At 59.8% G+C, this 23585-nt stretch carries 15 protein-coding genes; 9 read left to right on the top strand and 6 right to left on the bottom strand.

Going from position 1 to position 23585, the window contains the following annotated elements; genetic code table 11:
• Window position 1: 1 nt before the first annotated feature.
• Complete coding sequence (locus AC1Q9F_RS25690) at window positions 2–4462, bottom strand: hypothetical protein (protein WP_492621215.1); 4461 nt, start codon at window positions 4460–4462, stop codon at window positions 2–4.
• Between the two features lie 233 nt (window positions 4463–4695).
• Here AC1Q9F_RS25690 and AC1Q9F_RS25685 point away from each other — a divergent pair, with 233 nt between their 5' ends.
• Window positions 4696–7158, top strand: a complete 2463-nt coding sequence (locus AC1Q9F_RS25685; RefSeq protein WP_492621214.1) for an EAL domain-containing protein — start codon at window positions 4696–4698, stop codon at window positions 7156–7158.
• A gap of 46 nt (window positions 7159–7204) precedes the next feature.
• Complete coding sequence (locus AC1Q9F_RS25680; RefSeq protein ID WP_007950902.1) at window positions 7205–7999, top strand: iron-containing redox enzyme family protein; 795 nt, start codon at window positions 7205–7207, stop codon at window positions 7997–7999.
• Between the two features lie 61 nt (window positions 8000–8060).
• Here AC1Q9F_RS25680 and AC1Q9F_RS25675 read toward each other — a convergent pair whose 3' ends face one another.
• The 5 genes from AC1Q9F_RS25675 to AC1Q9F_RS25655 form a co-directional block, all read right to left on the bottom strand.
• A complete protein-coding gene (locus AC1Q9F_RS25675; protein ID WP_007950903.1) occupies window positions 8061–8987 on the bottom strand; it encodes a GGDEF domain-containing protein in 927 nt (308 codons plus the stop codon).
• A gap of 362 nt (window positions 8988–9349) precedes the next feature.
• Window positions 9350–10090, bottom strand: a complete 741-nt coding sequence (locus AC1Q9F_RS25670) for a YciK family oxidoreductase (protein WP_007950904.1) — start codon at window positions 10088–10090, stop codon at window positions 9350–9352.
• Between the two features lie 80 nt (window positions 10091–10170).
• Window positions 10171–10842 (bottom strand): N-acetylmuramic acid 6-phosphate phosphatase MupP, encoded by a 672-nt coding sequence (gene mupP, locus AC1Q9F_RS25665; protein WP_207983599.1) that lies wholly within the window; start codon window positions 10840–10842, stop codon window positions 10171–10173.
• 4 nt (window positions 10843–10846) lie between these two features.
• On the bottom strand, window positions 10847–11545 hold the full coding sequence (ubiG, locus tag AC1Q9F_RS25660; protein WP_007950906.1) for a bifunctional 2-polyprenyl-6-hydroxyphenol methylase/3-demethylubiquinol 3-O-methyltransferase UbiG: 699 nt from the start codon (window positions 11543–11545) through the stop codon (window positions 10847–10849).
• A 57-nt stretch (window positions 11546–11602) separates the two neighbouring features.
• Complete coding sequence (locus AC1Q9F_RS25655) at window positions 11603–12937, bottom strand: TRZ/ATZ family hydrolase (protein WP_207983598.1); 1335 nt, start codon at window positions 12935–12937, stop codon at window positions 11603–11605.
• A gap of 108 nt (window positions 12938–13045) precedes the next feature.
• On the opposite strand from AC1Q9F_RS25655, the gene mtnA reads away from it, so the two are divergent.
• The 7 genes from mtnA (at window position 13046) to cmk (ending at window position 23501) form a co-directional block, all read left to right on the top strand.
• A complete protein-coding gene (mtnA, locus tag AC1Q9F_RS25650) occupies window positions 13046–14122 on the top strand; it encodes an S-methyl-5-thioribose-1-phosphate isomerase (protein WP_007950910.1) in 1077 nt (358 codons plus the stop codon).
• A 424-nt stretch (window positions 14123–14546) separates the two neighbouring features.
• Window positions 14547–17210: a DNA gyrase subunit A gene (gyrA, locus tag AC1Q9F_RS25645; protein WP_127799246.1), complete on the top strand. Its 2664-nt coding sequence runs from the start codon at window positions 14547–14549 to the stop codon at window positions 17208–17210.
• 64 nt (window positions 17211–17274) lie between these two features.
• Window positions 17275–18360, top strand: a complete 1086-nt coding sequence (gene serC / locus AC1Q9F_RS25640) for a 3-phosphoserine/phosphohydroxythreonine transaminase (RefSeq protein ID WP_492621213.1) — start codon at window positions 17275–17277, stop codon at window positions 18358–18360.
• On the top strand, window positions 18360–19454 hold the full coding sequence (gene pheA, locus AC1Q9F_RS25635) for a prephenate dehydratase (protein WP_007950913.1): 1095 nt from the start codon (window positions 18360–18362) through the stop codon (window positions 19452–19454). The genes serC and pheA overlap by 1 nt, the downstream gene beginning before the upstream one ends.
• A gap of 12 nt (window positions 19455–19466) precedes the next feature.
• Entirely contained in the window at window positions 19467–20579 is a 1113-nt protein-coding gene (hisC, locus tag AC1Q9F_RS25630) for a histidinol-phosphate transaminase (protein ID WP_085730519.1), read from the top strand.
• Window positions 20580–20607: 28 nt separating this feature from the next.
• Window positions 20608–22815 carry a bifunctional prephenate dehydrogenase/3-phosphoshikimate 1-carboxyvinyltransferase gene (locus AC1Q9F_RS25625; protein ID WP_492621259.1) on the top strand — a complete coding sequence of 736 codons (2208 nt, stop codon included), beginning with the start codon at window positions 20608–20610 and terminating at the stop codon, window positions 22813–22815.
• On the top strand, window positions 22812–23501 hold the full coding sequence (cmk, locus tag AC1Q9F_RS25620) for a (d)CMP kinase (RefSeq protein ID WP_085647507.1): 690 nt from the start codon (window positions 22812–22814) through the stop codon (window positions 23499–23501). Before AC1Q9F_RS25625 ends, cmk begins: the two co-directional genes overlap by 4 nt.
• The last annotated feature ends 84 nt before the right edge of the window (window positions 23502–23585 follow it).

Genomic DNA, 23585 nt, shown 5'->3' with positions numbered 1-23585 from the left:
GTCATGACCACAGGACGTTGAGATCTTGCGTCCCGTCGTGACCGAATGCCTTCATGATGACTGCGCAGGACTCACACGGACGCATGGTGGTGGCAATATTGACCGATACGATCGACTGCCTGTCGGGGTAGATCCGATTGATGGTACTGATCAATTTGCTTTCGCTGTCAAGCGATGTGGGCATGCCAGGCAGTGTCAGTGGCGTTCTGGGTATGGCCAACAGATTGTCCTGGTCATCCAGCAGTAATGATGTGGTCGGGCGTGAAACTCGCCAATCGACATTGATGTAGGTGGTGTCGCCCCTGCGAACCCGATCCGTACCGGAGTTATTCCTGAATAGTGGTAGCTTTTTAGTCACTTTCTGTCCACCCGAAACGCTGACATAGACCTCCCGCGCCCCATCGGTTTTTTTGACTTCTGCATAAGCGATATTTCGGGGATTGGCTCTGCGCAATGATCGGTCTAACGACGTATTGAGCTTTTGCATGGTGGTGTTGATACGGAAAACGCTGTTCACGCTCTGATCGATCACTGTTCTTTCGAACAGCGTATCGAAAATTTCGGCAGTCCTTTGTTTCAATGTATCCGATGCCTCGCGGCTACGAGACCAGGTCGTTGAGCCTTCTGGTAGGCGAGTCACAATCATTCGGGTCGCGTTATCAAACATCAGAGCCTCTCCCGGGCTGGTATCGACCTTCAGCCATTTCATGTTGGCAGGCGGATTGGCGGTGGTGCCGAGAGGGATGGCGATCCGCTCCATGGTTTTCATCGCGCGCTCTACTGCTTCTTTACCGTGAATGGCCACCATGTTGTTGGCAGTCATGGATCCCTCAAAAACGCGTATCAGCTCGCTGCCCAAGGTGCCGTCGGCTTGCTCGAGCGGCTTGAGCTGTTTCATGAAATAGGTCTGGTGTGGGGTCAGTTGTTCTCCCACCGCTATCGTTGCGTGATAACCCTTGTTGGAATTGGGGCGGGCGAAAAGGTGGATTGTTTTCTCATCGATACCTGGAACCAGGATGGCCCCGACCCGGTGGAGTTCGTTGCATCCTTCATAGGCCCCTTGAATCTCGATGCGGGTATAGATGCCCTTGCGAAATTGCAGGTTGGCGAGGATCTGTTTGGGGATGGGGGTTCTGGTGGGGAAGCCCAGTTGAGTCATTGACCCTTTCCAGGGTTTGGCGGCGCCGCCAAGGACGCGATATAGCTGGCCGTCGCGTACAAAGAACTCACCTGATTGACCGGCCTGAGCCTTGGGAACGCATATCCTCTCGCCGAACCAGGCAGCGTAGCCTTTTTCTTCATCAAACGACCCGAGTGCGGGTGTTTCAAGATGGGGACCGCGGTCTACGAATTCGTTGATACATACCATGTCCCCAGGTGAACGCTTGACGCGACAGGGATTGCGTTTCAGACGGCTGCCGTCGTCAATCATTTCGATACGACGCACGACGTCTCCATCGGCTCGATATGGCACGTCGTTCATGTAAATCGCTGTACGGCCATCCACTTCGGGCACTTCGCGAACTTTGGTGTTGTCGGCAATTTTGATGTGAAGATGTTGATCGGTCGTATCAACAGAGCGGTAGAAAGAACGGCCCACTGACGATCGGTAGAGCTTGTTCAGCATAGGGGGGCCGTAGGCTTTGTTAGTAATCGGTTCAATCATTCGATAGTCAGGTAGTTGCGCGCTGGCAACCTGGCGAGCCGGTATGTCATTCACGCCTCGTGTGGAGATCAGGTCATCTGAATCGGCAAGGGGTCTGAAGCGACCGGGATCTTTGACCTGTGGCAACCCTTTCAGGAAGTCGTATTGGCCTGATCTTCCAGCCAGTCGATCGATTTGCCTGGCGGCAGCCTTCAGTGCGAATCGGTTCATGACATAAAGTCCATGCACCAGTCCTTTCGCCAGGGTGGGCAAGCCACCCAGCGGATTGAGATTCTGAAGCGTTGCAGTCAGCAGCTTTCTGGATAGGGTATTGAAGCGTGGAAGTGCCTGTCGGAAGCCGAGGTTAAGAGCCGGGGATACCAGTTTTGCTGAACCGGAAACGAATTTGCCAAGCGGCATGGCAAACGAAACCGAGTCAATGAATATCCCGAATGCTGCGGAGATATTTTTGTTCGGATTCTCTGAGTTCAGATCATCGAGGTTGCCGTAGAACGGCACGAATTTGCCGATTTTTTCTAAAAGTGTGTGGCGTCGTTGCTCGGTCTTCTCCAGCTCGGTCTGTCCTTGGGCACTGGCATGAAGTTTGTCCTCATCCTGATAGAAGAAGGTGTTTGCAATAAACGTGGCCACTGCTGAAGCACGATTGGAAGAAATGTAGGGGGGATCACCTATTGGCGTTTCAGGTCTGAACGCATCCCCCAGTTGTTCGATGATGGCTTTGCAGGTTGTATCGCCTTTCGGTGGCTGGCCCTTTTCGTAGGCATCCCAATCGAATGGCACGTCCTGGCCGCGAAGCACTTTTACCTTATGTGTGCCACGCAATCCCCGCCATTCTTCGGTCTCTTCACGGCCGTTGAGCAGGCTCATGGTCAAGTCTGTGCGCTTGTGAATGACGCCTGCGCGTGGGAGACATTCATACCAGGAGGACTGATTTTTGTGGTTCAGCTTCAGGATAAATCCAAACCTCAGCCGTAAATGCAGGGTCAGGGCGGTGGTTTCCTGATCGAGCTCCAGGCCTGTGGTTGACTGTCGTAGTGTGTAGATTTTTGTCTCACCGTATTCGATCGCTTGACGATCATCGTGGGGAAGGCGGGAGAACAGGCTGGTCAGCAAGGTTCGATAAGCCGCTTTGGTGGTCGCCAGCCAGGCTTTGTATTCTGATTCGAACAGCGTGTTGACGTCGGGCAGCTTTCTGTTCTTTACGCGTTCGCGGATCCAGTCGGCTGCTGTGTCGATGCTGCCATCGGATTTGATGGCGAGGGTTGTACTCATGTAGTCGCCATTGTGCCGTACCAGGCGCCAACGGAGATTCTTGTGCCCTTTCCACATGTAGACGTCTCGAAACGAATAACTTCGTTCCTTCAGGCTGCGTACTCCGCGGTCATAATCGGGCCCGTGATCCCTGACCAGTTTGTAAGCCGATGTGGTGAATACGTTCGGACCAAAAGCCTTGTCGATTTCCCGATTCGCGATTTCCTTTCTTTCCGGGGAAGGTTCATCCAGCTGAATCAACGCTGCCTTGAGGTCCTCATTATGTTTATCGAGCTCTTCCAGGGCGCGCTGCTGCGTTGCTTCGCTATAGATGTTGTATTTGTCCTCCAGCACGAGGCCATTGGCGATCGCCCAATCCACCGCGGGAGGAATCCTGCACCAGGCGATGAGCTCCAGCTCCTCTTCGGTCGCAGTCAAGGTTTCTTCCAGAGGAAAGTCCACCAATTGCTGGAAGGTCATGCGCGGCAATCGCTCAGGCTCGAAAGCCTCGACAAGATTGAGGCCATGAACGAAATTTACCCAAACGACAGAACTTCGGTAGTGGACATCTGGAGGAACATCGTCCCTTTGAAAATCGAGGGGAAATTCACATCTGTACAGGCAGGCCAGCAGGATTGCCTCGGTTGACGAAGAGGCCCGTTCAGTCTGTAGAAGATGAGCCTGGAACTCGCTCCAGATTGACTGGTAACTTTTTCCGTAATTGGATCGACGACGCCACGGGTATCCGGCGATATCCTGCTCTGAATCACCATCCCGTCGCCCCCATGATCGTACGGCTCTGCTCAATAGTTTGTTACGCACAAGCGGCGACGATGGCTCTGCGTTTTTTGCACCGTACCAGCCCAGCTTTTCCAGAAGCATCTGTGCCAGTCGGGTGGCATCGGCCGACTGGAAAATTTTCTCCAGATAGGCGTTTGGCGTCTGGTCGACTTGTGTGGTGGTGATGTCGGGAGAAAGGTTTTTTACCAGATAGCGAATCAGTGACGTTTCCGCAGGCGGGAGGAATTGACCAATGACCTCATGTATTTTAGTGGTCGTCAGGCGAGCAAGAAGGACATCCAGGGGTTCTTTCGACGGTCCCCTGCGTTTGGCATTCAATAACTCAAGCTCTGTATCGTTCGGTTGGCAAGCCAGAGAGTCGATGTCAACGCCGGTGTCCAGCTGCAATGCATGGCGGGCGCGTTTTTCTTCCAGGGCATGCAGGGTGGCTTGATGTTCGGTCGGGTTGGCACAGTTCCACGGAGTGAGGCCGTAGAACAAGGCCATTCTGGCGAGACTCACGTGGCCGTCCGGGCGCAATACCTCCCCCGGTGTCTGGAGGGCTGACCGTTTTTTGATGTGCAGATCCAAAGGTGAAAAGGGTTGTGGCTTGATGTAGCTGGCGTTCAGCGCCGAGATGCTCGCAGGCTGCTCTTGCAGCTTCTCAAGCAGCCTGTTGTATTCTTCCAGTAACGCTTGATACCGGGTTGCCTCGCCGGGGAGGGTGTCAGATGAATCGCTGGCGGCTGTCGCAGGGAGTGGCATGATGAGTTGTCCTTTTGGGCGATGACTTCGTGCGTTGTCTTTCTTCCGGTCGCGCATGCGCAGAAGACCGATTGGAAGTAGATCGTTTCCAGTAGGGCTGGCAGTGGTGCATATGTATTGCGGCATTAAAGTGAGCAATTACATACCCCTTGCCTAGACCCCGATCCGCACCTAGTCTCGTGGTAGCGATTTCGTCCGGAAGACGAGCGGGCAGTGCTCACGCAAGGAATCCAATGAAGCAAAAGCGGACTCTCGGAACGCCACGGTTGCTGGGCATCGTCTGGCCATTTATCGCCGTCGTGTTGTTTCAAGCCTTGCTGGGGGGCGTCAGTCTTTACGTCCTGTCGGCCGTTCGCGGCTACGTCGCGGGTGAAAGCCTTTGGTCCAAGGGCCAGAAAGACGCGATCTATTACCTCAACCTCTACGCGGACAGCCGTGACGAGGCGATTTACCTCAAATACCAGAACGCCATTGCCGTGCCTCAGGGCGGCCATCAATTGCGTCTGGCACTGGACAAGCAACCGCCGGATCTGCAAGCGGCGCGTGAGGGCATTCTCAAGGGTGGCAACCACCCCGACGATGTCTCCAGCCTGATCTGGCTGTACCTGAATTTTCGTCACTTCAGCTATCTGGAAACCGCCATCGACCGCTGGACGCTGGGCGACGCCTATCTGGTGGAGCTCGACGGCGTGGCGCAGGAGATGCATCAACGCATCACCGCCAATGCCGCCACCGAGGCCGATATCCGCCGCTGGAAAGACCGGATCTTTGCGATCAATGACGGCGTGACCCCGGCCGCCAAGGCGTTCAGCGATGCCTTGGGTGAAGGCTCGCGGATGATCCTGCGCCTGCTGCTGTTCACCAACCTCGCCACTGCGCTGGGCCTGATCGTGCTGGCGCTGCTGCGCACCCGCAAACTGCTCAAGCAGCGGCATGCCTTCGCCGAAGCGCTGCAACTGGAAAAGGATCGCGCGCATGTCACGCTGCATTCGATTGGCGACGGAGTGATCACCACCGATGTGAGCGGGGCGATCGACTACATGAACCCGGCGGCCGAGGCGTTGACTCACTGGAAGGCCGAGCAGGCTGCCGGTCTGCCGCTGGCGGCGTTGTTCAACTTGCTGGATGACAACGCCCAGACCGAAGGGCTGACCCTGATCGAGCACATTCTCAGCGGCCAGCTCACCGGCGGCAGCGAGCACTCGAAGCTGATCCAGCGACTGGACGGCAGCACCGTGTCGGTGACCCTGGTCGGCGCGCCGATCCGCAATGCCGGCAAGGTCAGCGGCACGGTGCTGGTGCTGCATGACATGACCCAGGAGCGGCAATACATCGCCAATCTGTCGTGGCAGGCCACCCACGATGCGCTGACCGGCCTGGCCAACCGCCGCGAGTTCGAATATCGCCTCGAACAGGCCCTGCATAACCTGACGCGGCAGGCCGGGCGGCATGCGCTGATGTTCCTCGATCTCGATCAGTTCAAACTGGTCAACGACACCTGCGGGCATGCGGCCGGCGATGAGTTGCTGCGTCATATCTGCGCGTTGCTGCAATCGGGCTTGCGTGAGGGCGACACCCTGGCGCGGCTGGGCGGCGACGAGTTCGGCATCCTGCTGGAGAACTGCGCGCCGGAGGCGGCCGAGAAGATCGCCGAGAGCCTGCGTCAGACCGTGCAAAATCTGCATTTCGTATGGAAGGGGCGACCATTCCTGACCACCGTCAGCATTGGTCTGGTGCACATTGCACAGAACCCGACCACCCTCGAAGCCTCGCTGCGGGCCGCCGACATGGCCTGCTACATGGCCAAGGAAAAGGGCCGCAACCGGGTGCAGGTCTATCACGCCGACGATTCCGAGTTGTCCCTGCGTTTTGGCGAGATGGCCTGGGTGCAACGCCTGCACATGGCCCTGGAGGAAAACCGCTTCTGCCTCTACGCCCAGGAAATCGCCCCGTTGGGTTCGGTTGCCGGTGGCACCCGCGGGCACATAGAAATCCTGTTGCGCCTGCACGATGAGGCAGGCCGGATGATCCTGCCGGACAGTTTCATACCGGCGGCGGAACGTTACGGTTTGATGACGTCGCTGGATCGCTGGGTTGTGCAGAATGTATTTAAGGTAATTGCCCAATGTATTAACGAAGAGTGCGAAGGCCCTCTGGCAATGTGTGCGATTAATCTTTCAGGCATTACTATCGGAGATGACGCGTTTTTGCACTTTCTACGTGAGCAGTTTGATAACTACGGCGTACCGCCTGAAATGATTTGTTTTGAAATTACAGAAACCAGCGCCATTGCAAATCTCGGGAGTGCAATCAGATTTATTAATGAACTCAAAGGCTTGGGTTGTTATTTCTCGCTGGATGACTTTTGTGCCGGAATGTCTTCATTCGCTTATCTGAAACATTTGCCTGTAGACTTCCTGAAGATCGACGGGAGTTTCGTAAAGGATATGCTGGACGACCCGATTAACCGTGCAATGGTCGAAGTGATCAATCACATCGGGCATGTCATGGGTAAGCAGACAATTGCCGAGTTTGTCGAAACAGCGCAGATCGAGCAGGCATTGCTTGAAATCGGCGTGGATTACGCTCAGGGTTATGTTGTGGAGCGTCCGCAGTTGTTTACCTGTGACAGTTTGCAAAGTCGGCCCGCCAGACCGCAGCCGTTGTTATTCAAGGCGCCTGGCACGTTCCGTTGAAATCTCTTGCCGATCCTTACAATCACAAATCAAAAGGAGCCGAACAGTGATCGACACATTCAACAGAACCGGACCACTCATGGAAGCTGCAAGTTATCCCGCCTGGGCGCAACAGTTGATCCAGGATTGCAGCGAGAGCAAACGCCGGGTTGTCGAACATGAACTTTATCTGCGCATGCGTGATAACAAGCTCAGCGCCAAAACCATGCGCCAGTACCTGATCGGGGGCTGGCCCGTCGTTGAGCAATTCGCGTTGTACATGGCGCAGAACCTCACCAAGACCAAATTCGCCCGTCATCCGGGTGAAGACATGGCGCGGCGCTGGTTGATGCGCAACATTCGCGTCGAACTCAATCATGCCGATTACTGGCTGCACTGGAGCCGGGCCCATGGGGTGAGCCTGGAAGACCTGCAAGCGCAGCAAGTACCACCGGAGTTGCATGCCCTGAGCCACTGGTGCTGGCACACCAGTTCGGCGGATTCACTGATCGTGGCCATCGCGGCCACCAACTACGCCATCGAAGGCGCGACCGGGGAGTGGTCGGCGCTGGTGTGTTCGACGGGTGTCTATGCCGCGGCCTTCCCTGAAGAGGATCGCAAGCGGGCCATGAAGTGGCTGAAGATGCACGCCCAGTACGATGATGCCCATCCGTGGGAGGCGCTGGAGATCATCTGCACCCTGGCCGGGTTGAACCCGAGCAAAGCCCTGCAGGCTGAGCTGCGACAGGCGATCTGCAAGAGCTACGACTACATGTACCTGTTTCTCGAGCGCTGCATGCAGCTCGAACTGTCGGAGCGGGTGTTAGTCGGGCGTGAACGTCGGGCGCTGGTCGAGAGCTGATTTCGGCAACATCCATAAAAAACGGGAGCCTCGGCTCCCGTTTTTTGTTGGCGGCGAATAATCAGCCCGCCATGGTCAGGCGATTGCGGCCCTCGCGCTTGGCGACATACAGCGCGCTGTCGGCGCGGCGCAGCAGGCTGTCGGCGGATTCGCCCGGCAGCAGGGTCGAGCAGCCGAGGCTCACGGTCAGTTCGATCAATTGGTTATTGGCGTAGTAATCCTGGGCCTGCGCTGCCTGACGCAGGCGCTCGCCGACCATGGCGGCCGCATCGCGACCGGTGTTGGACAGCAGGATCAGAAACTCTTCCCCGCCATAACGGAACACCATGTCGACGTTGCGCAACTGGCCCTTGATCGATGCCGCCACGGCTTTGAGCACGTCGTCGCCGGCGCTGTGACCATGGAGGTCGTTGACCTGTTTGAAATGATCGATGTCCAGCATCAGCAACGACAGCGGTTGCAGGTGCCGGCGTGACATCTCGATTTCTCGCAGCAGCGTCTGCTCCATGGCAATGCGGTTGCCGGCGCCGGTCAGTGGATCACGCAGGGCGCTTTGTGTGGCGGCGCGGTACAGCAGCGCATTGCGCATTGGATACAGCAGGGCCGACAGCAGCGATTCGAGATTGCCCAGTTCCTGTTCGCTGAAGCGCTGGTTGCGGCGGAACACCAGCTCACCCATGTGCTCGCCTTCGTGGCTGAGGCTGTAGCTGGCCGAATGGTGGCCGCGGGCACCGAACTCCAGCCGCAGGTCGCTGCCGTTGTGAACGTAGGTCAAGGCGTCCAGCGGCACGAGGCGCTGAACTTCGCGGAAAAACAGACCGAGGATGCGTTGAGGTTCAAGGCTGGTTTGCAGTTGCAGGCTCATTTGCTGGCGCAATTGCGCCAGGCTGACAGGTCGCGCCAGGAGAGGCGGCTGCTGACCAAAGCCCAGGCGTTGCAATTTGGCACTGTCGAAGTCAATTGCAGTGGTCTGGGAGGGTGATTTCATATGGCGTGAGCCCCTAAGCAGTAAGTCTGTCTTACAGGCTGGGTGAGAGCGGCTATGGGCTGCGCGTCATACTGATCCATCAGTCCCGTAGGACATTTGGCGTAAGTTTAGTCTGCCCGATGACGATTAGTCAGCTATCGAATCAGGCCTTGCCCGACTGCCTTCACTCGGCGTGCTTTGAGGAAATGTAGAGCGAAAGTCGTGCCACACGGTTCATATTTTTTGAAAACCGTTGTGAATCAATAGTTTGAGATTTCTACCCAGAAAAGAGCGGTGGTTATTTGACTGAATCGGGCGTGCTCAAAGCGGCAATTGCATGCCGCGACGGTATTCCGCCACGGCAACAAATGCGACGTATGGCATTACTGGGCGTTGAAGGCCTGGCCATTGATACCGGTGCTGTCGGGGCCCATCAGGTACAGATAGACCGGCATGATCTCTTCCGGTGTAGGGTTGTTCAGAGGGTTTTCACCCGGATATGCCTGGGCGCGCATGCTGGTGCGGGTGGCGCCCGGGTTGATGCTGTTGGAGCGCACCGGGGCGACGTTTTCGACTTCGTCGGCCAGGGTTTGCATCAGGCCTTCAGTGGCGAACTTGGACACGCCGTAGGCGCCCCAATAGGCGCGGCCCTTGCGCCCAACGCTGCTGGAGGTGAACACCACCGAGGCGTCCTGCGACAGTTTGAGCAGCGGCAGCAGGGTGCTGGTCAGCATGAACATCGCGTTGACGTTGACCTGCATGACGCGCATGAAGTTTTCACCGGACAACTGCTCGATCGGCGTGCGCGGGCCGATGATCGAGGCGTTGTGCAGCAGGCCGTCGAGGTGGCCGAACTCGGTCTCGATCATCGCCGCCAGCTCATCGTATTGATGGGGCAGGGCGGTTTCGAGGTTGAACGGGATCACTGCCGGTTGTGGATGACCGGCCGCTTCGATCTCGTCGTAGACCTGGGTCAGGTTGGCTTCGGTCTTGCCCAGCAGCAACACGGTCGCGCCGTGGGCGGCGTAGGTCTTGGCGGCAGCCGCACCGATGCCGCGACCGGCACCGGTGACCAGAATGACCCGATCCTTGAGCAATTCGGGGCGAGCGGAGTAATCAAACATAAGAAACCTCTAATCCATTAACTTCTGATCGTTCCCGCGTCCTGCGCGGGAATGCAGCGATGGTCGCTTTGCAGCACCACTCAGCAACTGCACAGCGCGTTGTCGAGCACCTTGCGCAACTCCAGCGGATGATCCACCACCACGTCCGCGCCCCAGTGCCGAGGGTTGTCGTCCGGGTGAATGTAGCCATAGGTCACGGCAGCGGTTTTGGTGCCTGCGTCACGGCCCGATTCGATATCGCGCAGATCATCGCCGATAAACAGAACGGCCGACGGATCCAGATCAAGCATCTTGCAGGCAAGGGTCAGCATCTCGGGATCCGGCTTGCTGTTCTTCACGTGATCCGGGCAGATCAGCAGGGCCGAGCGCTCGGCCAGCCCCAGTTGCTGCATGATCGGCTCGGCGAAGCGCAGCGGCTTGTTGGTGACCACGCCCCAGACCAGATTGGCTTTCTCGATGTCGGCCAGCAATTCGCCCATGCCGTCGAACAGCTTGCTGTGCACGGCGCAACCGACGAGGTAGCGCTCAAGGAACTCCAGACGCAATTCCTCGAAGCCCGGCGACTCCGGATCCATCGAGAACGTCACCGCGACCATGGCCTTGGCGCCGCCGGAGATTTCATCGCGGATGTGTTTGTCGTTCATCGGCGGCAAGCCACGATCCGCGCGCATCGCCTGGCAGATGGCGATGAAGTCCGGCGCGGTGTCGAGCAGAGTGCCGTCCATGTCGAAAAGGACTGCTCTGATGGCCATCGGCTTACTCCTCGCGCAGGGTCTGGATCATGTAGTTGACGTCAACGTCTGCCGCCAGCTTGTAGTGCTTGGTCAGCGGGTTGTAGGTCAGGCCGATGATGTCCTTGACGGTGAGGCCGGCCATGCGGCTCCAGGCGCCCAGCTCGGACGGGCGGATAAATTTCTTGAAGTCGTGAGTGCCGCGCGGCAGCAGCTTCATGATGTATTCGGCGCCGACGATGGCGAACAGGTACGCCTTCGGGTTGCGGTTGATGGTGGAGAAGAACACCTGGCCGCCGGGCTTGACCATGCGGAAGCAGGCGCGGATCACCGAGGACGGGTCTGGTACGTGCTCGAGCATTTCCAGGCAGGTGACGACGTCGAACTGCTCGGGCATTTCTTCGGCCAGGGCTTCGGCGGTGATCTGCCGGTATTCGACGTTCACGCCGGATTCCAGTTGATGCAGTTGCGCGACCGCCAGTGGCGCTTCGCCCATGTCGATGCCGGTCACGGTCGCGCCGCGCTGGGCCATGGCTTCGCTGAGGATGCCGCCGCCGCAGCCGACGTCGAGGACCTTCTTGCCGGCCAGATTGACGCGTTCGTCAATCCAGTTGACCCGCAGCGGGTTGATGTCGTGCAGCGGTTTGAACTCGCTTTCGCGGTCCCACCAGCGATGGGCCAGGGCTTCGAATTTGGCGATTTCGGCGTGGTCGACGTTGCTCATGATTCAATCCTCTAAAACTTGAAAAAGGCTGTAGCCCCGGAGTTTGCTCCGGGGTGTTTACGATTCGGTGTGGCCGCTGATGCGTCGGCCCCAGGCCCGGGCGGTTTCGCCGAGCTGTTGTTCGTCCAGTCGGGTCAGGTGGCGGTCATCGAGCAACTGCTTGCCGGCAACCCACAGGTGTTTTACGCAGTCCCGGCCGGTGGCGTATATAAGTTGCGAGACCGGGTCATAGACCGGTTGTTGCGCCAGGCCAGACAGGTCGAAGGCGACGATGTCGGCCGCCTTGCCGAGTTCCAGCGAGCCGGTCTCGGCTTCGATCCCCAAGGCTCGCGCGCCGTTCAGCGTGGCCATACGCAACGCCCGGTGTGCGTCCAGTGCGGTGGCCGAGCCGGCGACGGCTTTGGCCAGCAGGGCGGCGGTGCGGGTTTCGCCTAGCAGGTCGAGGTCATTGTTGCTCGCCGCGCCATCGGTGCCGACCGCGACATTGACCCCGGCCTGCCACAGGCGCTCCACCGGACAGAAGCCGCTGGCCAGTTTCAGGTTCGACTCCGGGCAATGGATTACGCTGGTGTTGCTTTCTACCAGCAACGCCAGGTCGTCATCGCTGATCTGGGTCATGTGCACGGCCTGGAAGCGCGGACCGAGCAGGCCGAGGCGGCCGAGGCGGGCCAGCGGGCGTTCGCCGCGCTGTTCGACCGCTTGCTGCACTTCGAACGCGGTTTCGTGGACGTGCATGTGGATCGAGGCGTCCAGCTCTTCGGCGATCACGCGGATTTTTTCCAGGTTCTCGTCGCCCACGGTGTAGGGTGCATGAGGGCCGAAGGTGATCTTGATGCGCTCGTGATGCTTCAGGTCGCCGAACAGTTCGACGCCCTGACGAATGGCTTCATCGGCGCTGGCGGCACCCGGAATCGGGAAGTCGAGGATCGGAATCGCGATCTGTGCGCGGATTCCGCTGTTGTGCACGCGCTCGCTGGCAACCTTCGGGAAGAAGTACATGTCCGAGAAACAGGTGATGCCACCTTTTATTTGCTCGGCGATGGCCAGATCGGTGCCGTCACGCACAAAATCTTCATCGACCCATTTGCCCTCGGCCGGCCAGATGTGGTTTTCCAGCCAGGTCATCAGCGGCAGATCGTCGGCCAGGCCACGGAAAAGCGTCATCGCGGCGTGGCCGTGGGCGTTGATCAGGCCGGGGCTGAGAAGAACGTCCGGCAGTTCGCGGACTTCGGCGGCGTTACACTTCAGCGCTTCGGCACGCGGGCCGATAAACACGATGCGACCGTCGCGGATGCCCAGGCCATGCTCCTTGAGCACCACGCCTGCGGGTTCGACGGGTACCAGCCAGGTCGGCAGCAATAATAAGTCGAGCGCAATGGCAGGTTTCGGCATCGAGGGTCGGTTCCAGTGCTTTTGTAAAGGATGGCGAAGTATACCCGAGCGTCTTCGCGGGGGGATCGCTATAATCGGCGGCTTTTGTTCATGAGTGCGGGGTGAGGGATGCGCGATCGACTGTTGGCTGCGGAGAAAGTAAAGGCCATCGATTGGCGTGATGGCGCGCTCCACCTGCTGGATCAGCGCGTTTTGCCGTTCGAGGAAAACTGGATCGCCTACACCAGCGCCGCCGGCGTGGCCGAAGCGATTCGTTCGATGGTGGTGCGCGGTGCGCCGGCCATCGGTATCAGTGCCGCCTACGGCATCGTGCTGGCGGCCCGTGCCCGGATTGCCGAAGGTGGCGACTGGTATGCGTCGCTGGAAGAGGATTTCATGCTGCTGGCCGATTCCCGGCCGACCGCGGTGAACCTGTTCTGGGCGTTGAACCGCATGCACGACCGGCTGGACCGTTTGAAGGAAAACGCCGATCCGCTGGCGGCGCTGGAAGCCGAAGCCATCGCCATCCATGAAAGCGATCGCGAAGCTAACCTGACCATGGCCCAGCTCGGTGTCGACCTGATCCGCAAGCATCAGGGCAATGCCCAGGCGATTCTGACGCACTGCAACACCGGTGCCCTGGCCACCGGCGGATTCGGTACGGCGCTCGGAGTGATTCGCGCTGCGTTCATCGAAGGCATGGTCGAGCGCGTCTACGCCGACGAAACCCGGCCGTGGCTGCAAGGCTCGCGCCTGACCGCGTGGGAACTGGCCAACGAAGGCATTCCGGTGACCCTGAACGCTGACTCCGCCGCCGCGCACATCATGAAAACCAAAGGCGTGACCTGGGTTATCGTCGGCGCCGACCGGATCACCGCCAACGGCGACGTGGCGAACAAGATCGGCACCTATCAACTGGCGGTCAACGCCATGCACCACGGCGTGCGTTTCATGGTGGTGGCGCCGAGTTCGACCATCGACATGAATCTGGCCAGCGGTGATGACATCCCGATCGAAGAGCGCGACGGCGCCGAATTGCTGGAAGTTGGCGGCAAGCGCGTCGGGGCCGACGTTGAAGCGTTCAACCCTGTGTTTGATGTGACCCCGGCGGACCTGATCGATGCGATCGTCACCGAGAAAGGCATCGTCGAGCGCCCGGATACCGCGAAAATGGCGCAGTTGATGTGCCGCAAGCGCCTGCATTAAGAGTGTTCAGCGCCCGCTGAATTGCCATCGCCAGCAGGCGGACTTCCACAGGTTTTGTGCCCGCCACTGATCCTGTGGGAGCTGGTTTGCCAGCGATGGGGCCTTGAAAGTCAATAAACATCCGCAATTTCGCCCCGAAATTTGCATTCAGGGAAGCTCTGAGCCTCTCTCGTCCCCGTTAAGCCTGTCATCGGTCATCTAACTATGCTCCATGCGCATCTGGGGGATAGGTGCGTGGCGGCTCTTGTGATAACATCCGGCGTTTTCCGAGGCAGTCCCACGGGGTTGTCTTCACTGCGCAAATCCAGGGTCAACTTGTCGATTTGTCGTAAGTCGGCGCATGGCACTCGGCCTGCATCGACGAGCTTCGTGCGTCCCCTATGGATATGGCGAAGTTTCACCAGAAAAAGGAATCAGGCTTCTCATGGGCGAACTGGCCAAAGAAATCCTCCCGGTCAATATCGAAGACGAGCTGAAACAGTCCTATCTCGACTACGCGATGAGCGTGATCGTCGGCCGTGCACTGCCGGATGCGCGCGATGGCTTGAAGCCCGTGCACCGTCGCGTGCTGTTCGCGATGAGCGAGCTGGGCAACGACTTCAACAAGCCGTACAAGAAATCTGCCCGTGTCGTCGGTGACGTGATCGGTAAGTATCACCCGCACGGTGATACCGCGGTGTACGACACCATCGTCCGCATGGCGCAGCCTTTCTCCCTGCGTTACCTGCTGGTCGACGGCCAGGGCAACTTCGGTTCGGTGGATGGCGACAACGCCGCGGCCATGCGATACACCGAAGTGCGCATGACCAAGCTGGCGCACGAGCTGCTGGCCGACCTGCACAAGGAAACCGTGGACTGGGTGCCGAACTATGACGGCACCGAACTGATCCCGGCGGTCATGCCGACCCGCGTTCCGAACCTGCTGGTCAACGGTTCCAGCGGTATCGCCGTGGGCATGGCGACCAACATTCCGCCGCACAACCTCGGTGAAGTCATCGACGGTTGCCTGGCCCTCATCGACAACCCCGAGCTGACCGTCGATGAGCTGATGCAATACATTCCCGGTCCGGACTTCCCGACTGCCGCGATCATCAACGGTCGCGCCGGCATCATCGAAGCCTACCGCACCGGCCGTGGCCGCATTTACATGCGCGCCCGCTCGATCATCGAAGACATCGACAAGGTCGGTGGCCGTCAGCAGATCGTCATCACCGAACTCCCTTACCAGCTGAACAAGGCGCGTCTGATCGAGAAGATCGCCGAGCTGGTAAAAGAGAAGAAACTCGAAGGCATCACCGAACTGCGCGACGAGTCCGACAAGGACGGTATGCGCGTCGTGATCGAACTGCGTCGCGGCGAAGTGCCTGAGGTGATCCTCAACAACCTCTACGCCCAGACCCAACTGCAATCGGTATTCGGCATCAACATCGTTGCGCTGATCGACGGTCGTCCGCGGATCCTGAACCTCAAGGACCTGCTGGAAGCCTTCGTCCGTCACCGTCGCGAAGTGGTGACCCGCCGTACCGTGTTCGAACTGCGCAAGGCCCGCGAGCGTGGTCACATCCTCGAAGGTCAGGCCGTTGCCCTGTCGAACATCGACCCGGTGATCGCCCTGATCAAGGCTTCGCCGACGCCGTCGGAGGCCAAGGAAGCGCTGGTCAGCACGCCGTGGGAATCCTCGGCTGTGGTGGCGATGGTCGAGCGTGCCGGCGCCGATTCGTGCCGTCCGGAAAACCTCGATCCGCAATACGGTCTGCGCGACGGCAAATACTTCCTGTCGCCAGAGCAGGCGCAAGCCATTCTGGAACTGCGTCTGCACCGTCTGACCGGTCTGGAACACGAAAAACTGCTGGCCGAGTATCAAGAGATCCTCAACCAGATCGGCGAGCTGATCCGCATCCTCAACAGCGCCGTACGCCTGATGGAAGTGATCCGCGAAGAACTGGAAGTGATCCGCGCCGAATACGGCGACGTGCGCCGCACCGAAATTCTCGATGCCCGTCTTGACCTGACCCTGGGCGACATGATCCCGGAAGAAGAGCGCGTCGTGACCATCTCCCACGGCGGTTATGCCAAGACCCAGCCGCTGGCTGCGTACCAGGCCCAGCGTCGTGGCGGTAAAGGCAAATCGGCTACCGGCGTGAAGGATGAGGACTACATCGCTCACCTGCTGGTCGCCAACAGCCACACCACGCTGCTGCTGTTCTCCAGCAAGGGCAAGGTGTACTGGCTGAAAACCTACGAAATCCCTGAAGCGTCCCGTGCCGCCCGTGGTCGTCCGCTGGTCAACCTGCTGCCGCTGGATGATGGTGAATACATCACCACCATGCTGCCGGTCGAGGAATACACTGAAGGTCACTACATCTTCATGGCCACCGCCAACGGCACCGTGAAGAAGACCCCGCTGGAATCCTTCAGCCGTCAGCGCAGCGTCGGTCTGATCGCGCTGGAGCTGGACGAAGGCGACGTGCTGATCTCCGCGGCCATCACCGATGGCGAGCGTGAAGTAATGCTGTTCTCCGACGGCGGCAAGGTAACCCGCTTCAAGGAATCCGACGTTCGTGCCATGGGCCGTACCGCCCGTGGTGTGCGCGGCATGCGTCTGCCGGAAGGGCAGAAGCTGATTTCGATGCTGATCCCGGAAGAAGGCAGCCAGATCCTCACCGCTTCCGAGCGTGGCTACGGCAAGCGCACCGCGATCACCGAGTTCCCTGAGTACAAGCGTGGCGGCCAGGGCGTGATCGCCATGGTCAGCAACGAGCGTAACGGCCGTCTGGTCGGTGCGGTTCAGGTGCTCGACGGTGAGGAGATCATGCTGATTTCCGACCAGGGCACGCTGGTGCGTACCCGTGTCGACGAAGTCTCCAGCCTGGGTCGTAACACCCAGGGCGTGACCCTGATCAAACTGGCCAAGGATGAAACCCTGGTTGGTCTGGAGCGGGTTCAGGAGCCGTCGGAAGTCGAGGGTGAAGAGTTTGAAGGTGAAGAAGGTGTCGAGCTGGAAGAAGGCGTGATCGGCGCCGAACCGGACGATGCGGTCGACAACCTGCAGGCGGACGCCGCAGACGAAGAAGAGTCGCAAGACTAACCAAATCGTAGCAGGGCAGAGTGTTTGCTCTGTCCGCTACCGTGATTGCATAGCGAGAGTGGATGTGAGCAAACGAGCCTATAACTTCTGCGCAGGTCCCGCTGCGCTGCCTGAAGCTGTCCTGTTGCGTGCCCAGTCCGAGATGCTCGACTGGCACGGCAAGGGTCTGTCGGTCATGGAAATGAGCCATCGCAGTGATGACTACGTGGCCATCGCCGAGAAGGCCGAACAAGACCTGCGCGACCTGCTGTCCATCCCCTCCAATTACAAAGTGCTGTTCCTGCAGGGCGGTGCGAGCCAACAGTTCGCCGAGATTCCGCTGAACCTGCTGCCCGAGAACGGCACTGCCGACTATGTCGAAACCGGCATCTGGTCGAAGAAAGCCATCGAGGAAGCGCGTCGCTTCGGCAACATCAACGTTGCTGCCAGCGCCAGGCCTTATGACTATCTGGCCATCCCTGGCCAGAACGAGTGGAAGCTGACCCCGGGTGCGGCCTATCTGCACTATGCGTCCAACGAAACCATCGGCGGCCTGCAGTTCGACTGGGTTCCCGAGGCTGGTGACGTTCCGCTGGTGGTCGACATGTCCTCCGATATCCTCTCGCGTCCGATCGATGTGTCGCAGTACGGCCTGATCTACGCCGGCGCGCAGAAGAACATCGGCCCGAGCGGTCTGGTCGTGGTGATCGTCCGTGAAGACCTGCTGGGCCGTGCCCGCAGTTCGTGCCCGACCATGCTCGACTACAAGATCTCCGCCGATAACGGCTCGATGTACAACACCCCGGCCACCTATTCCTGGTACCTCTCGGGCCTGGTTTTCGAGTGGCTGAAGGAGCAGGGCGGCGTCGCCGCGATGGAGCAGCGCAACAAGGCGAAGAAAGATCGTCTGTACGGCTTTATCGACAACAGCGACTTCTATACCAACCCGATCAGCGTCAACGCCCGCTCGTGGATGAACGTGCCGTTCCGTCTGGCTGACGAGCGTCTGGACAAGGCGTTCCTGGCGGGCGCCGACGCCCGTGGCCTGCTCAACCTCAAGGGTCATCGCTCGGTTGGCGGCATGCGTGCCTCGATCTACAACGCCCTGGGTCTGGACGCCGTTGAAGCGCTGGTTGGCTACATGGCTGAATTCGAGAAGGAGCATTCCTGATGTCCGAGCAGGAGCTCAAGGCGCTGCGCGTTCGCATCGATAATCTGGATGAGAAGATCCTCCAGCTGATCAGCGATCGCGCGCGCTGCGCCGAAGAAGTTGCCCGGGTCAAGATGGCCAGCCTGGCCGAAGGCGAGCAGCCGGTGTTCTACCGTCCCGAGCGTGAGGCGCAGGTCCTCAAGCGCGTGATGGAGCGCAACAAGGGGCCACTGGGCAACGAAGAGATGGCGCGCTTGTTCCGCGAAATCATGTCTTCGTGCCTGGCTCTCGAGAACCCGCTGAAAGTGGCTTATCTCGGTCCGGAAGGCACTTTCACCCAGGCGGCGGCCATGAAGCACTTTGGCCACGCGGTGATCAGCAAGCCGATGGCGGCGATCGACGAAGTGTTCCGTGAAGTGGCGGCCGGTGCGGTGAATTTCGGTGTGGTGCCGGTGGAGAACTCCACCGAAGGCGCGGTCAACCACACCCTCGACAGCTTCCTCGAACATGACATGGTGATCTGCGGCGAAGTCGAGTTGCGGATTCACCATCATCTGTTGGTCGGTGAAAACACCAAGACCGACAGCATCAGCCGCATCTATTCCCACGCCCAGTCGCTGGCCCAGTGCCGCAAGTGGCTGGATGCCCATTACCCGAATGTCGAGCGGGTGGCGGTGTCCAGCAACGCCGAAGCGGCCAAGCGGGTCAAGGGCGAGTGGAACTCGGCGGCGATCGCCGGCGACATGGCGGCCGGGCTGTACGGCCTGACCCGTCTGGCCGAGAAGATCGAGGATCGTCCGGACAACTCCACGCGCTTCCTGATGATCGGTAACCAGGAAGTGCCGCCGACCGGTGACGACAAGACTTCGATCATCGTGTCCATGAGCAACAAGCCCGGCGCGCTCCACGAGCTGCTGGTGCCGTTCCATGACAACGGGATCGACCTGACCCGGATCGAAACCCGTCCGTCGCGCAGCGGCAAATGGACCTACGTGTTCTTCATCGACTTCGTCGGTCATCACCGTGATCCGCTGATCAAAGGTGTACTGGAAAAGATCAGTCAGGAAGCAGTAGCACTCAAGGTGCTGGGTTCCTACCCGAAAGCAGTTCTTTAAGGGGTGGTAGCAATGAGTGGCAACTTCCTCGCTCTGGCACAGCCGGGCGTGCAACAACTTTCGCCATACGTGCCGGGCAAGCCCGTGGACGAACTGGCCCGTGAGCTGGACCTGGATCCGGCAAGCATCGTCAAACTGGCGAGCAACGAAAACCCGTTGGGCGCCAGTCCGAAAGCGCTGGCCGCGATCCGCGAAGCGCTGGACGAGCTGACCCGCTATCCGGACGGCAACGGTTTTGCCCTGAAATCCCTGCTGGCCGAGCAATGCCGTGTCGAGCTGAACCAGGTGACCCTGGGCAACGGCTCCAACGATATTCTCGAGCTGGTGGCGCGTGCCTATCTGGCGCCGGGCCTGAATGCAGTGTTCAGCGAGCACGCGTTCGCGGTCTACCCGATCGCGACCCAGGCGGTCGGCGCTCAGGCCAAGGTCGTTCCGGCCAAGGATTGGGGGCATGACCTGCCAGCCATGCTGGCTGCCATCGACGCCAACACCCGCGTCGTGTTCATCGCCAACCCGAACAATCCGACCGGCACCTGGTTCGGCGCCGAAGCCCTGGACGAGTTCCTGCAGGATGTGCCGGAGCATGTGCTGGTGGTGCTGGACGAGGCCTACATCGAATACGCCGAAGGCAGCGATCTGCCGGATGGTCTGGATTTCCTCGCGGCTTATCCGAACCTTCTGGTCTCGCGCACCTTCTCCAAGGCCTACGGTCTGGCTGCGCTGCGCGTTGGTTACGGCTTGTCCACTCCGGTGGTGGCGGACGTGCTGAACCGTGTACGCCAGCCGTTCAACGTCAACAGCCTGGCTTTGGCCGCAGCCTGTGCAGCATTGAAGGACGAGGAGTATCTGGCGCAAAGCCGTCAGCTCAACGAATCCGGCATGCAACAGCTGGAAGCGGGTTTTCGCGAGCTTGGCCTGAGCTGGATTCCGTCCAAGGGCAACTTCATCTGCGTCGACCTCGCTCAGGTGGCGGCCCCGGTGTTTCAGGGCCTGCTGCGCGAAGGCGTGATCGTGCGTCCGGTGGCCAACTACGGCATGCCGAACCATCTGCGGGTGACCATCGGTCTGCCGGCGGAAAACAGCCGCTTCCTCGAAGCGCTGCGCAAGGTTCTGGCTCGTGGGTGATGTCACTGCGCTGCAATCTGCTGCACCTATGATCGGGCGCCTGGTGGTGGTCGGTCTGGGATTGATCGGTGGTTCGTTTGCCAAAGGCTTGCGTGAAAGCGGCGTGTGCCGCGAAGTGGTCGGGGTCGATCTCGACCCGCAATCGCGCAAGCTGGCGGTCGAGTTGGGCGTGGTGGATCGCTGCGAAGATGACCTGGCGGCGGCTTGCCAGGGCGCGGACGTGATCCAGCTGGCAGTGCCGATCCTGGCCATGGAAAAAGTGCTGGCCCGTCTGGCCAGCATGGATCTGGGTCAGGCGATCCTCACGGATGTCGGCAGCGCCAAGGGCAACGTGGTGCGTGCGGCGACCGAAGCATTCGGCGGCATGCCGGCGCGATTCGTGCCGGGCCATCCGATTGCCGGTTCCGAGCAGAGCGGGGTGGAAGCCTCCAACTCGGAGCTGTTCCGTCGTCATAAAGTGATTCTGACCCCGCTGGAGCAGACCGATCCGGCTGCGTTGGCAGTGGTTGATCGCTTGTGGCGCGAGCTGGGCGCCGACGTCGAGCACATGCAGGTCGAGCGTCACGATGAAGTGCTGGCCGCGACCAGTCATCTGCCGCACCTGCTGGCCTTCGGTCTGGTCGATTCGCTGGCCAAGCGCAATGAAAACCTTGAGATCTTCCGTTACGCTGCGGGCGGTTTCCGTGATTTCACAAGAATCGCCGGAAGCGACCCGGTCATGTGGCATGACATCTTTCTCGCCAACCGCGAGGCTGTCCTGCGCACACTCGATACATTTCGCAGCGACCTCGACGCCTTGCGCGACGCGGTCGATGCAGGGGATGGGCACCAATTGTTGGGCGTCTTCACGCGCGCCCGGGTTGCCCGCGAGCATTTCAGTAAAATCCTGGCCCGCAGGGCCTATGTGGACGCTATGAATTCCAACGATCTGATTTTCCTGGCTCAACCTGGTGGCCGCCTGTCCGGCCGGATTCGCGTACCGGGTGACAAATCGATTTCCCACCGTTCGATCATGCTCGGTTCCCTGGCTGAGGGCGTTACCGAAGTCGAAGGCTTCCTAGAGGGCGAAGACGCCCTGGCGACCTTGCAGGCGTTCCGTGACATGGGCGTGGTCATCGAAGGCCCGCATCACGGCCGCGTGACCATCCACGGTGTCGGCCTGCACGGTCTGAAGCCTGCGCCGGGCCCGATCTATCTGGGCAACTCCGGCACTTCGATGCGCCTGCTGTCCGGCCTGCTGGCCGCGCAGGATTTCGACAGCACCCTGACCGGTGATGCTTCGCTATCCAAGCGTCCGATGAACCGCGTCGCCAACCCGCTGCGGGAAATGGGCGCCGTGATCGAAACCGCTGCCGAAGGTCGTCCACCGATGACCATTCGTGGCGGTCACAAGCTCAAAGGCCTGACCTACACCATGCCGATGGCCAGTGCCCAGGTTAAGTCCTGCCTGTTGCTGGCCGGTCTGTACGCCGAAGGCAAGACCACCGTCACCGAGCCAGCCCCGACTCGCGATCACACTGAGCGCATGCTGCGCGGCTTCGGCTATCCGGTGAGCGTTGACGGCGCGACGGCGTCCGTCGAATCCGGCGGCAAGCTGGCTGCGACCCACATCGAAGTGCCGGGCGACATCTCGTCGTCGGCGTTTTTCCTGGTGGCGGCGTCGATCGCCGAAGGTTCGGAGCTGGTGCTCGAACACGTCGGCATTAACCCGACCCGTACCGGCGTGATCGACATCCTGCGCCTGATGGGCGCAGACATCACTCTGGAAAACCAGCGTGAAGTGGGCGGCGAACCGGTTGCCGACCTGCGCGTGCGAGCGGCTAAACTCAAGGGTATCGAGATTCCGGAAGCGCTGGTTCCACTGGCTATCGACGAGTTCCCGGTGCTGTTCGTGGCCGCGGCCTGTGCCGAAGGGCGCACGGTGCTGACCGGCGCCGAAGAGCTGCGCGTCAAGGAATCGGATCGTATCCAGGTCATGGCGGACGGTCTGCTGGCGCTGGGCGTCAAGTGCGAACCGACCCCGGACGGCATTATCATCGACGGCGGCCAGATCGGCGGCGGCGAAGTGCATGGTCATGGCGATCACCGTATCGCAATGGCTTTCAGCGTGGCCTCGCTGCGCGCCACGGCACCGATCCGCATCCATGACTGCGCCAACGTCGCGACATCGTTCCCGAACTTCCTGGCGCTGTGCGCGCAGGTCGGCATTCGTGTGGCGCAAGAGGCTCAGTCGTGAACAATATTGCTCCGGTCATCACCATCGATGGGCCAAGCGGCTCGGGCAAAGGCACCGTAGCCGGGATTCTGGCCAAGCGTCTGGGCTGGAACCTGCTGGATTCCGGTGCGCTGTATCGCCTTTTGGCTTTTGCTGCGCACAACCATGGTGTCGACCTGACCAATGAAGAGCTGCTGAAGAAGCTGGCCGCTCATCTGGATGTGCAGTTCATCGCGGCGACCGACGGTCAGCTGCAACGCATCATTCTGGAAGGGGATGAGGTCAGCGATGTCATCCGCACTGAAAGCGTCGGTTCCGGCGCTTCTCAGGTGGCTGCATTGCCGGCCGTGCGCGAGGCGCTGCTGCAGCGCCAGCGCGCTTTCCAGGAATCGCCGGGCCTGGTGGCCGATGGTCGCGACATGGGCACGGTAGTTTTTCCGAATGCGCCCCTGAAGATTTTCCTGACCGCCAGCGCCGAGGAGAGGGCGCGCCGTCGATATTTGCAGTTGAAGGGCAAAGTCGAGGGTGTTAGTCTGTCGAGTCTGCTAGATGAGATCCGTGCGCGCGACGAGCGTGATACCCAGCGAGCGGTGGCCCCGCTCAAGCCGGCGGCTGACGCCATACAGCTGGATTCCACGGAGTTGTCCATCGATCAGGTGCTTGAACGCATCATGAGTGAGATCGCCATTCGCGATATCGCCGGGTGACCAGGAAGGCCGCAGGGGACCAGTCATAGTCCTGCGGTGGCTTCCTTTAAATGAAACTGACCCGCATCGTCTGGGATGTGGAGA

The sequence above is a fragment of the Pseudomonas sp. GW823-FHT04A03 genome, from assembly GCF_058796615.1.
The sequence above is the reverse complement of the archived record's forward strand: the minus strand, read 5'-3'. Positions and strand labels throughout refer to the sequence as shown.

Coding starts and splice junctions, on each gene's coding strand:
- mtnA (WP_007950910.1), top strand. CDS start 13,046: ATGCGCGATCGACTGTTGGCTGCGGAGAAAGTAAAGGCCATCGATTGG.
- AC1Q9F_RS25625 (WP_492621259.1), top strand. CDS start 20,608: ATGATCGGGCGCCTGGTGGTGGTCGGTCTGGGATTGATCGGTGGTTCG.
- AC1Q9F_RS25675 (WP_007950903.1), bottom strand. CDS start 8,987: ATGAAATCACCCTCCCAGACCACTGCAATTGACTTCGACAGTGCCAAA.
- pheA (WP_007950913.1), top strand. CDS start 18,360: ATGTCCGAGCAGGAGCTCAAGGCGCTGCGCGTTCGCATCGATAATCTG.
- hisC (WP_085730519.1), top strand. CDS start 19,467: ATGAGTGGCAACTTCCTCGCTCTGGCACAGCCGGGCGTGCAACAACTT.
- mupP (WP_207983599.1), bottom strand. CDS start 10,842: ATGGCCATCAGAGCAGTCCTTTTCGACATGGACGGCACTCTGCTCGAC.
- gyrA (WP_127799246.1), top strand. CDS start 14,547: ATGGGCGAACTGGCCAAAGAAATCCTCCCGGTCAATATCGAAGACGAG.
- AC1Q9F_RS25670 (WP_007950904.1), bottom strand. CDS start 10,090: ATGTTTGATTACTCCGCTCGCCCCGAATTGCTCAAGGATCGGGTCATT.
- AC1Q9F_RS25685 (WP_492621214.1), top strand. CDS start 4,696: ATGAAGCAAAAGCGGACTCTCGGAACGCCACGGTTGCTGGGCATCGTC.
- ubiG (WP_007950906.1), bottom strand. CDS start 11,545: ATGAGCAACGTCGACCACGCCGAAATCGCCAAATTCGAAGCCCTGGCC.
- AC1Q9F_RS25690 (WP_492621215.1), bottom strand. CDS start 4,462: ATGCCACTCCCTGCGACAGCCGCCAGCGATTCATCTGACACCCTCCCC.
- AC1Q9F_RS25655 (WP_207983598.1), bottom strand. CDS start 12,937: ATGCCGAAACCTGCCATTGCGCTCGACTTATTATTGCTGCCGACCTGG.